Raw genomic sequence first — 9,122 nt, 5'->3', positions numbered from 1 at the left:
CTCCCCGATACGCAACGGTATCGCGTCGTCGCGCCGCCTCGCAGCCGACCCCGTGGCGCTCCCAACGCGGCTCGCTACCCTTTTTCAGCGACCTGCTAGAGGAGGAGCACTCGTGAAACGAGCCATTGTCACGCTGACGCTCGCGCTGGCGACCGCGTGTGGAGGCGGCGCTGAAGCCCAGAGACCGACCCCGGAAGCGGAAGCACAAGGCGAAGAAGGGGGGCTGGTACCGGCGGGATACGGGCGACTGAAGCAGGATGAGGCCACCATCCAGATCCGCACCGGGGCGCTCCTTCTGAAGGTTACACCGATGGACGAGTCGGTCATCAGGCTGACCGCTCCCGATACGTACGATCGGCTGCACGGCCTCGCCGAAGCCCGGCGTGAGCAGGCCGCGCGCGAGTCGCGCGAAAGCGACCCCACTTTGTTCTTCGTGTCTTTCTTCAGCTACGACAAGGACGTTACGTACCAGCCCGAAGAGGTCTGGCTGTTCCAGCAGGGCCGCCTGATGCAGCCGCTCGCCATCATTCCGGTCACCCCGGAGTGGGGTCGGCAGCGGCTTCAGCAGCAGGACTTTCAGTTCGCCGTCTATGCCTACGACGAGGATATCGACCTCGAAATCCCGCTCTCGCTGGAGTACGAAGGGGTAACCAGCGATGCCTGGGCTGAGATAATCGTGGAACTGCAGGAGGAACGCGCCCGGGTGCGATCGCAGGCCGACGCGGAGGGAGACTCCTAGTCCACTAGAGCGGGATCCCGTATTCCTTGATCTTCCGGTACAGCGTGCGCTCGCCGATCCCCAGCGCAGCCGCGGCTTTGCGGCGGTTGCCCTTGACCTCGGCCAGGGCCGCGGCGATCGCCTCCCGCTCCAACTCCTGCAAGGTCATCCCGGGGCGATAGACGATCACGCCCTCCAGGTCCTCTTCTTCCGCCGCCAACGCGTGGTCGGCTGCTGCGCCGAACGACACCCCCACTTCCACGCCCTCACGCACAGGAACCTCCTCGGCGTCCACCACCTCTACGCCGCCGGCCAACCCGGCCGGGAGAAGCGTGGTGCGGGTGCCAGCCGCGGAGCCGCTGAGGGCGCGATCCCGGCGAAACACCTCGAAGCGGTCGCGCAGATCCTCGATGTCCACGCGCAGGTCCACCAGGGTACGGAAGACGAACTCGAGCTCGGGCCGGAGACCGTCGGAATCACCGCCCGGGGAGAGCAGCGCCGGGACCCCGGCCATGCCCCCGCCGGACCTGATGGCGCCCGGAATGTCGCTCGGCTGGATCTCTCTCCCCGGGGTCAGGACTCCCATGGACTCCACCAGGTTGCGCAGCTCCCGGATGTTGCCCGGCCAGTCGTAGGCCTGTAGCACCCTCACCGCTTCGGGCGATAGAGTCACGGGGTCCCGGTCGTGGCGCTTGGCCACCTCCCTGGCGAACGCCTCGACGAGCAGCGGGATGTCCGCCAGCCGCTCCCTGAGCGGCGGCATGGCGATGTGCAGCACGTTGAGGCGGTAGTACAGATCCCGCCTGAACTTGCCGAAGTCGGCCAGCATTTTCAGATCGCGATTGGTGGCGGTGAGCACCCGCACATCGACGCGGAGGGGCGCCTCTCCGCCGACCCGCAGGAACTCGCGCTCTTCCAGAACTCGGAGCAGCTTGGTCTGCGTGGAGCCCGGCATCTCGCCGATCTCGTCCAGAAAGAGCGTGCCCTTGTGGGCGAGCTCGAACAGACCCTTCCTCTGGGCGATGGCGCCCGTGAACGCGCCCTTCTCGTGGCCGAACAACTCCGACTCGAGGATCGTCTCGGGCAGCGCCGCGACGTTGGCCGCTATGAAAGGCTTGTGGCGGCGGGCGGACAGCGCGTGAATGCCGCGAGCTATCAGTTCCTTGCCCGTGCCGCTCTCACCGGTGATCAACACCGTCGCGTTGACCGGAGCGAACTGAACGACTCGCTCGAGCGCTTCCTGCACGGGCTCGGTGTCTCCCACTATTCCCGTCAGTCGCCGCAGTCTGCGACGCTCTACGTGCCGGCGACCCTCGGCGACCGCCTCGCGCAGATCGAGCGGCTTCACCAGGCACGCCGCCAGCCCCAGGTCCCGACACGCGGCCACCTCGGGGGCGGATCCGGCCAGCCCGATTACCGGGAGGTGATCCAATTCCTCCGCCTCCGCCACGCGCCGCCTGGCTGCGGGGCGGCGTAGCTCACCGGCGAGCACCAGCAGGGCCGCGTCGGGGTAGTCGGCCACCGACTCCTCGCGCGTGAGTAACTCGGTCGCGAATCCGGCCTCGGCGAACGCGTCCCGCAGGTGCACCGCCGACTCGAGGTCGACGGTGGTGATCAAGACCGCTTCGGGTTGGTCCGGGATGACTCTCCCCCCTTGAGTTCCGGGAAGCGTGAAAGCTGTTGGAAAGAGCCGTTTCGCGCTACCGCCCGGTTCGCGCGCGCTGGTTCGAACCGGCGCCCCGGTTTGCTCTTCAACAGTACTTGACTAATCAATCAATGAAGTGTAAGGTATCGACATGCGAGCGACCTCGGTACGAGAAGAGATCAAGCAGTCCCGACCGTTTCGGTCGGCTTCCCAGGAGGCTGTCGTGGCGCTGCTGCGCAGCGCGGCGTTGCTGCGCAACCGGTTCGACGCGGCGGTCCAGCACGAGGGCCTGACCGGTCAGCAGTACAACGTCCTCAGGATTCTGCGCGGGGCGGGAACTCCCCTGCCGACGATGGAAATCGCGGATCGCCTGTTGGAGCCGGCTCCGGGACCCACGCGCCTGCTCGATCGCATCGAGGCGAAGGGGCTCGTCGAGCGAAGCCGCTGCCCCGAGGATAGGCGCAGAGTGCTCTGCGAACTCACCGAAGAGGGCCGCGCCGTCGTGGACCGGCTGGACGCAACCATGGACGAGTTCGACGACGGTTGCTTCGCGTCGCTCGCGGACGAAGAAGTGCGCGCGCTGATCGGGGCCCTCGATTCGGTGCGCGCCGGACTCCGTTCCCCCTAGCCCCGCGGCGAAGCGAATGGGTGTTTTCGTAGGTATTTAGTTGATCTATCAATTTTTGACCTAACGATGATCGGAGGAAGCCCATGAATTCCACGCTGCTACGTCGCTTTCTGGTGACCACGGACTCTCCCGCACCGGCCCTGCTCCGCGTGCCCCTCGCCGCCGTCATGTTCGCGCACGGCGCCCAGAAGGCGTTCGGGTGGTTCGGCGGCTTCGGCTTCGACGGCACCATGGGCTACTTCACCGACACGCTCGGGATGCCGTACGCGCTGGGCCTGGGCACCATCCTGATCGAGGTGCTGGGCTCCCCGGCGCTCGCGGCGGGCTTCCTGACGCGCGCCTGGGCCGTTGGCATCGTCGCGATCATGGTGGGCGCGGTGACCGTGGGAGGCCACCTGGACAACGGCTTCTTCATGAACTGGTCCGGCTCCCAGGCGGGTGAGGGCGTTGAGCTCCATCTGCTGGTGGTGTCGATCGCCGTGACGCTGCTGCTGCTGGGCGGCGGGCGCGCCTCGGTGGACCTCGCGCTGGCCCGACGTAGGCCTCGGGGTTGACATCAAAGTGAATTAATTCATCTTTGAATGTATTCATATCAGGCCGGCGCGGTGCGCCGCGAGGGCTCCCCCTAGCGAGGAACGTCTCCAATGCGTGCGCAGGTTCTTGTCGTCCTGCTTGCCCTGCTCGCCCCGAACCAGGGCGCGGGTCAGCAGCCGATAGCCGTTACGCCTCTGGCCGGGTCGTTGTACCGGATCGATGGAGCCGTCGACAACATCGTCGTTTCCGTCGGCCCGGACGGCCTGCTCATGGTCGATACCGGATACCCGTTCGCCGTGGCGGGCGTGCGGGCTCGCCTTGCCGAGCTGGCCGGCAAGTCCGAGCCGGACATACTGCTCAACACCCATCAGCACCACGGCTTCGCGAACCATCTCTACGCGGACGGAAGCACCCGCCTGATAGCCCACCAGGCTACCGCCGAGCGAATGGAGCGGACCGCCCTCATGGCGGGCGTCGTGCTTACGCCGTTTCCGGACGGGGCCCGGCCTACCGAGACGTTCCGGGACTCGTTGACTCTCCGGTTCAACGGTGAGCGCATCACCCTGTTCCACTTGCCGCGCGCGCACACGGCGGGCGACGTAGCCGTCTGGTTCCAGGGCTCCAACGTGCTGGCCACCGGGGACGCGTTCGTGCCTCATCAGCCGTGGATAAGCCTGGACGCCGGCGCCGACGTCGACGGGCTGCTGGACGGCCTGGACCGAATCCTGGCCGCGGTGCCTGACGACGTGATCGTCGTGCCCGGGCACGATCACACCGCCACCTTGGAAGATGTCCGGGGGCTCCGGGATCTGGTGGCCGCGGCGGTCGACACGGTGCGGGCGCGCATGGACAGGGGCCTCTCGCTCCTGCAAACGCAGCTTCTCGGCCTCCCCGCCGAGCTCGCGGCGTGGGAGGGCAGCGGCGTACGTCAAGAATTCTTCCTGGAGAGCATCTACCGATCCGTGGCGCGCGCCCGCACCAACCCCGGCGCGCCGTCGCTCGCGTTCGAGAACGGGCGCTGGTTCGACGACGGCGGGTTCACCCCCACCACCATGTACGCCGTGGGCGGTGTGCTGACCACGACCAGGCCGCCGCGCGTGGACCGCACGATCGACCTGGGCGGCGGCTGGGTGGTTCCCCCGTTCGCCGAGGCGCACACGCACCGGTTGTCCGACGCGCGCACGCTGGACGCGGAGCACCAGCGATTCCTGGCCGATGGGGTGTTCTACGCCGCGGTACAGGATGCGGCGACGGCGGTGACGGAGGCGCACAGGTCGCGCGCGGAGGACCCCGCGCTCGTGGATGTCTCCTACACCCAGGGTGTCGTGACACCGTCCTGGGGCGTCATGCCGCGCTTCTACGCGGCGATGGCGAGCACCGGACGCTACGGCGCCGGCGTGAAGGGCCCGGAACTGGAAGGCAGCCTGTACTTCGTCGTGGATGATCCTGCCACGCTCGACGGCAAATGGCCGGCGATCCGGGCTCGGAACGATCGCTTCGTGAAGGTGATCGTGGCTTTCTCCGACGACATCGAGAGAAGGCGCGACGATCCGGAGGCGTTTGGCGCAGCTCCTCCCCGCTACTCGGCGCGCCCGGGAGTGACGCCGGAGGTCTTGAGCCGGCTGGTCGAGCTCGCCCACCGCGACGGCCTCGCGGTGTCGGCGCACATCGAGACGGCCGCCGACTTCAGGGTGGCGCTGGAGGCGGGCGTCGACTGGATCGCGCACATGCCCGCGTCATGGCAGATCGGCGAGGGAACGGGGGTCGATGATCCCGCCGCGTGGCGGCTCACCCCGCAGGATGCGTTCGCCGCGCGACGAGCCGGTGTCCCGGTGGTGACCACGCTTTCCCTGGGCACGCCGGACGACCCGCGGGCGGAGGCGTTCCGCACCGTTCACGCGCACAACCTGGCCACGCTGGCGCAGGCCGGCGCGCCGCTCGCGGTCGGCAGTGACCTCTTCGTCGGCACCTCGGTGGCGGAGGCCCTGCATCTCGCCACTTTCGATGCGCTCACGGACGCCCAGATCTTTACACTTCTGGCGGTGCAAACGCCGCGGCTCATATTCCCCGAGCGACGAATCGGCTTCCTGCGGGACGGCTACGAAGCCAGCTTCGTCGTGCTGGGAGCGGATCCCCTGAGCGAGTTGAGCGCCATCCGCGACATCCGGCTGAGGGTCAAGAACGGTATCGTGCTGCGGTAGGCGAAGACGAAAGCCGAGCGCAGCCCCACATTTGCGGAAGAATGACGACGAGGCCACCGCCCAGGCAGGAGTTGTCGCGCCGCGAGCGCCGCAAGCTGGAGACGCGTCACCGCCTGGTGGAGGCGGCCATGACGCTGTTCCGCGAGCGCGGCTACGAAGGTACCAGGGTGGAGGACATCACGGAGCGTGTCGACGTGGCCGTCGGCACGTTCTTCAACTACTTCCCCGCGAAGGAGGCCGTCCTGGCCGACTTCCACCGGGAGTGGAACGAGAGAGCCATCCGGCACGCGGGCCGGGTCACCGCCAGAACCACCCTCAACCGATTCCGCGAGCAGTTCCTGTGGTCCGTCCGGGACATCACCGCCGAGGACGCTCGCCTGCACCGCATCTTGGTGGCCGAGCTGCTGACCAAGCCGGCGCTCCTGGTGGACAATCGCGACGTCATGGAGCGCCTGTTCCGCATCTACGACGGCTGGATCGAGGCCGGCAAAAGGCGGGGAGACGTGCGCGTCGATGTCGACCCTCGGACGGCATCGCTCATGCTTCAGGAGATGTTCTTCTTCAACGTCATCCGCTGGGGCGGCGACTCGACGCTGGACCTGGAGGGACGCGTTACGGCGCGTCTGGACCTGTTGTTCAAGGGTCTCGGAACAGCGTAAGTCACAACGACGGTAGTAACTTAGCGCCAGTAGCGAGCAGGGCTTAAGCGGTGTGGTCGGTGCGCTCTCCCCTGAGGAGGTCCACGGCGTGATGGAGCACCTCGTCCAGCACCGCGAGGCCGTCGCGCACGCCTCCAGTGCCTCCCGGGAGATTCACGATCAGGGTGCGGCCGCGGATCCCGGCCAGGCCACGCGACAGGATCGCGTAGGGGGTGTTCTTCGCGCCGAGTCGCCGGATGGCGTCGGCCAGGCCCGGCGCGTCTCGCTCGATCAGCGGCGCGGTGGCCTCGGGCGTCACATCCCGGGCGGTGAAGCCCGTTCCCCCCGTGGTCAGGATGAGATCGACCGAGCCGGAGGCGGTCCACGACTCGAGCACCGCACGGATCCGATCCACCTCGTCGGCGACGGCGTTTCGATCGACCAGCGCGTGGCCGCGCGCGTCCGCCCACTCCGCGATCGCCCTGCCGCTGAGGTCCTCGCGGTGTCCGCTGACGACCCCGTCCGACACGGTCAGCGCCGCGACGCGTACGGCCCCGCGCGGTTCGGCGTGCCTGGGGCCTTCCCGGTCCGCGGTCACCGCCTGATGGACCCGTCCTTGTAGAACGGCGGCCGCTCGATTTCGGCGGGCACCGGCTTGCCGCGAATGATCACGTCGATCAGGGCTCCCTTCGCGGCGTGCTCGCGCGCCACGTACCCCAACCCAACGCCGCAGCCGAGGGACGGCGAGTGTACGCCGCTCGTGACCCGGCCGACCACCTCTTCGCCCACTTGAAGGGGGTAGCCCGGCCGCGGTATGCCCCGTTCGCTCAGGCGAAAGCCGACCAGCCGGCGCACGGCTCCCTCCGCTTTCTCCCTCACCAGCGCGTCTCGGCCGACGAAATCGCCTTTGTCCGGCTTCACGACCCAGCCCAAGCCCGACTCGATGGCCGTGTGCTCTTCGTCCAGGTCGTTGCCGTACAGCGCGTAGCCGACTTCCAGGCGTAGCGAATCGCGCGCTCCGAGGCCGGCGGGTAGCAACCCGGCCGCCGAGCCCTTCTCGAGCAACGCGCGCCAGACCGCGGCAGCGTCTTCGTTGGCCACGTACAGCTCGAAGCCATCCTCGCCGGTATAGCCGGTCCGGGCGACCAGCGCCGGCCGTCCGCCCACCGCCCCCTCGGCGAAGCGGTAGTATCCCACCGCGTCCAGATCGACCGTCGTGATGGAAGCCAGGATCTCCGCCGCCCTGGGACCCTGCAGGGCGAGCAGCGCCGTGCGCTCCGACCGGTCGTCGATGGCCACCTCGAAGGCCGCCGCGTGCCCCCGGATCCACTCGCGGTCCTTGTCCAGGTTGGAGGCGTTGACGACGATCAGATAGGCGTCGGAGAGCCTGTACACGAGGCAGTCGTCCAGCACCCCCCCGTCTTCCCGGCACAGCGCCGTGTACTGCGCCTGGCCCACGTCCAGCGCGCTGGCATCGTTGGTCGACACGTACTGGATCAACGCCAGGGCGCCGGGCCCGCTCACGTACAACTCCCCCATGTGCGAGACGTCGAACAGCCCGGCCGCGGTCCGCACCGCGTTGTGCTCGGCGACGATCCCGGTGGAGTAGTGCACAGGCATCGAGTAGCCCGCGAACGGCACCATCTTCGCCCCCAGGCGGGCGTGCTCGGCGTCGAGCGGTGTCGCGCGCAGGCCCTGGTCCGCGGTCTGCATCACCGGGCTCCGCTCGTCATGGCCGAGGTCGCTTCCCTGGCGGCGCTTGGGGACAGGCGGTCTCCCTCGTCTCCCATGAGCCTGATCAGCAGTGCTTTTTGCGCGTGCAACCGGTTCTCGGCTTCGTCGAAGACGAACGACTGCGGGCCCTCGAACACGCCCTCGGTCACCTCTTCTCCGCGGTGGGCGGGTAGGCAGTGCAGGAAGATCGCTTCGGCATCCGCTTTCAGCATCAACTCCTCGTCCACCCGGAAACCGGCGAACGCCCCGGCGCGCTCGGCGACTTCCTCCTCCCTGCCCATCGACGCCCACACGTCGGTCGTAATCACGTGCGCTCCGGCCGCCGCTTCCAGCGGGTCGCCCGTCAACTTGACCGACGTGGCCGCGCGCGCGCGCTGCAGCACGATCGCGTCGGGCTCGTATCCCTGAGGGCACGCGATGCGCAGCTCGAAGCCGAGCCGTGCCGCGGTGTTCAGCCAGGAATTGGCCATGTTGTTGCCGTCGCCGATCCACGCCACACGCTTGCCGGCGAGATCCTGTCCCAGTTGCTCCTGCATGGTCATCAAGTCCGCCAGGAGCTGGCAGGGGTGCAGCAGGTCGGAGAGCCCGTTCACCACTGGGACGGACGCGTACTTCGCGAGCTCGCGCACGTCCTCGTGATCGAACGTACGGATCATGATCCCGTCCAGGTATCGCGACAGCACACGAGCGGTGTCCCGGATGGGCTCGCCGCGCCCAAGCTGGATATCGCGCGCGGACAGGAACAGCGCGTGGCCGCCGAGTTGGAACATGCCGGCCTCGAACGACACCCGCGTCCGGGTAGAGCTCTTGGTGAAGATCATGCCGAGGGTACGACCGGCCAGGGGCCTGTCCCTGCGGTGGCCGGCCTTCAAATCGTGCGCCAGCGCGAGGACGTCGTACAGCTCTTCCCGCGTCAGGTCCGGTACGGCGAGAAAATGCCGAGTAGCGTGCATATCGACCGGTTGGAGGCGTTCGCGCGCAGCGCGCAACCTAGTGTGCCGGCGCGGAAGTCCCGTGTGCACCG

At 68.0% G+C, this 9,122-nt stretch carries 9 protein-coding genes; 5 read left to right on the top strand and 4 right to left on the bottom strand.

Going from position 1 to position 9,122, the window contains the following annotated elements; all coding sequences use genetic code 11:
- Positions 1-112: 112 nt before the first annotated feature.
- Positions 113-739, top strand: coding sequence for a hypothetical protein (locus ABFS34_04475; protein ID MEN8374682.1), 627 nt, complete (start codon positions 113-115; stop codon positions 737-739).
- Between the two features lie 4 nt (positions 740-743).
- Here the strand turns inward: ABFS34_04475 and ABFS34_04470 are convergent, their stop codons facing one another.
- The gene (locus ABFS34_04470) at positions 744-2,336 is read right to left on the bottom strand and encodes a sigma-54 dependent transcriptional regulator (GenBank protein ID MEN8374681.1); all 1,593 of its coding nucleotides are present in this window, start codon (positions 2,334-2,336) and stop codon (positions 744-746) included.
- A 178-nt stretch (positions 2,337-2,514) separates the two neighbouring features.
- On the opposite strand from ABFS34_04470, the gene ABFS34_04465 reads away from it, so the two are divergent.
- The 4 genes from ABFS34_04465 (at position 2,515) to ABFS34_04450 (ending at position 6,385) form a co-directional block, all read left to right on the top strand.
- The gene (locus tag ABFS34_04465) at positions 2,515-2,991 is read left to right on the top strand and encodes a MarR family transcriptional regulator (GenBank protein ID MEN8374680.1); all 477 of its coding nucleotides are present in this window, start codon (positions 2,515-2,517) and stop codon (positions 2,989-2,991) included.
- A gap of 83 nt (positions 2,992-3,074) precedes the next feature.
- Positions 3,075-3,545 carry a DoxX family protein gene (locus ABFS34_04460; GenBank protein MEN8374679.1) on the top strand — a complete coding sequence of 157 codons (471 nt, stop codon included), beginning with the start codon at positions 3,075-3,077 and terminating at the stop codon, positions 3,543-3,545.
- Positions 3,546-3,635: 90 nt separating this feature from the next.
- The gene (locus tag ABFS34_04455) at positions 3,636-5,726 is read left to right on the top strand and encodes an MBL fold metallo-hydrolase (GenBank protein MEN8374678.1); all 2,091 of its coding nucleotides are present in this window, start codon (positions 3,636-3,638) and stop codon (positions 5,724-5,726) included.
- 41 nt (positions 5,727-5,767) lie between these two features.
- Entirely contained in the window at positions 5,768-6,385 is a 618-nt protein-coding gene (locus tag ABFS34_04450) for a TetR/AcrR family transcriptional regulator (protein MEN8374677.1), read from the top strand.
- 43 nt (positions 6,386-6,428) lie between these two features.
- Here ABFS34_04450 and ABFS34_04445 read toward each other — a convergent pair whose 3' ends face one another.
- The 3 genes from ABFS34_04445 to argF are packed head-to-tail and all read right to left on the bottom strand — an operon-like array spanning position 6,429 to position 9,051.
- Positions 6,429-6,962 carry a MogA/MoaB family molybdenum cofactor biosynthesis protein gene (locus tag ABFS34_04445; protein ID MEN8374676.1) on the bottom strand — a complete coding sequence of 178 codons (534 nt, stop codon included), beginning with the start codon at positions 6,960-6,962 and terminating at the stop codon, positions 6,429-6,431.
- Positions 6,959-8,077, bottom strand: a complete 1,119-nt coding sequence (gcvT, locus tag ABFS34_04440; GenBank protein ID MEN8374675.1) for a glycine cleavage system aminomethyltransferase GcvT — start codon at positions 8,075-8,077, stop codon at positions 6,959-6,961. Before gcvT ends, ABFS34_04445 begins: the two co-directional genes overlap by 4 nt.
- A complete protein-coding gene (gene argF, locus ABFS34_04435; GenBank protein MEN8374674.1) occupies positions 8,077-9,051 on the bottom strand; it encodes an ornithine carbamoyltransferase in 975 nt (324 codons plus the stop codon). Before argF ends, gcvT begins: the two co-directional genes overlap by 1 nt.
- Between the last annotated feature and the right edge of the window lie 71 nt (positions 9,052-9,122).

This window comes from Gemmatimonadota bacterium, assembly GCA_039715185.1.
Taxonomy (GTDB): domain Bacteria; phylum Gemmatimonadota; class Gemmatimonadetes; order Longimicrobiales; family RSA9; genus DATHRK01.
Note: the sequence above shows the minus strand (reverse complement) of the source record. Positions and strands in the feature narration are given on the sequence as shown.

Coding starts and splice junctions, on each gene's coding strand:
- ABFS34_04455 (MEN8374678.1), top strand. CDS start 3,636: ATGCGTGCGCAGGTTCTTGTCGTCCTGCTTGCCCTGCTCGCCCCGAAC.
- gcvT (MEN8374675.1), bottom strand. CDS start 8,077: ATGCAGACCGCGGACCAGGGCCTGCGCGCGACACCGCTCGACGCCGAG.
- ABFS34_04465 (MEN8374680.1), top strand. CDS start 2,515: ATGCGAGCGACCTCGGTACGAGAAGAGATCAAGCAGTCCCGACCGTTT.
- ABFS34_04450 (MEN8374677.1), top strand. CDS start 5,768: ATGACGACGAGGCCACCGCCCAGGCAGGAGTTGTCGCGCCGCGAGCGC.
- argF (MEN8374674.1), bottom strand. CDS start 9,051: ATGCACGCTACTCGGCATTTTCTCGCCGTACCGGACCTGACGCGGGAA.
- ABFS34_04460 (MEN8374679.1), top strand. CDS start 3,075: ATGAATTCCACGCTGCTACGTCGCTTTCTGGTGACCACGGACTCTCCC.